General features: G+C 58.7%; 1 protein-coding gene. It reads right to left on the bottom strand.

Annotated features, from left to right (window positions below):
* Positions 1-438: 438 nt before the first annotated feature.
* Positions 439-829: macrolide-binding transcriptional repressor MphR(A) (gene mphR(A), locus PG883_RS23600; RefSeq protein ID WP_113519726.1), on the bottom strand; the 391-nt coding region annotated here is incomplete at its 5' end.

The following is an 829-nucleotide window of genomic DNA, read 5'->3' as shown; positions in this document are numbered from 1 at the left end:
CGCCGTGCTAGTCTGCTCGGTGATGGTGGAGTGAAGCCAACCCGCAATCGGGTTATGAATCTGCATCGCGATTCGCAATCAGCTGTCTCTTGAGCATGTCGAACTCCTGCGATGTTATCTCGCCGTGCTCGTGCTGCTACACCAACTTGTCCAACTCATCCGCCACACCGCTCCCCACCACCTGCGATGGCCAGGTTGTTTGCTGGGCGCATTGGCGGAGTATCGTCTCGACCCGGGACACCCACACCGGCACAACCTTACGGGAGTGATTCACTGTCAAAGAATCGGCCCGGTGCTCTGACGCAAGTATCGGGATGGTCACCATTTGTAAGCCGTAGACCTGAGTGGTGATCAAGACTTCGATACCACCGACCGTACCGGTACTAATCGACGACGGTCGTGTTCGTCGCCTGCCGCAGGGACTCTGCACACCTCCGTTTACGCATGTGCCTGGAGGAGTTGGAAATCGTCGTGTTCGGGAAACATTAAACACAGGATGGCAGCGATCTGAGCCAGCACATGATCAGCTAGCTCACCATCCGGATCGACGGCCCACTGCATCGTCGCGCCAGCGATGACCGAGTGCAGGAGCAACTCAGCTGCCGCAGGAGCACCTGGGGGCAGTCGCTTGCGGATCCCCTCCACCACCGCGCGGTTCCGCTGGATCGCAAGCGTGCGTAGCTCCGGCACCTGGAGCTCGTACCAGGAGATGAGATAGTTCACCGAGAAGTCGTTGCGAGTGTTCATGCTCCGAACGAGCACCTGCAAAAATTCCCAGAGCCCTTGCGGCCCTGCGCCTATCGGTATCGCATTCAGGTAATGCCGCACC

The organism is Aeromonas sp. QDB25, from assembly GCF_027707725.1.
GTDB classification, from domain to species: domain Bacteria; phylum Pseudomonadota; class Gammaproteobacteria; order Enterobacterales; family Aeromonadaceae; genus Aeromonas; species Aeromonas caviae.
The sequence above is the reverse complement of the archived record's forward strand: the minus strand, read 5'-3'. Positions and strand labels throughout refer to the sequence as shown.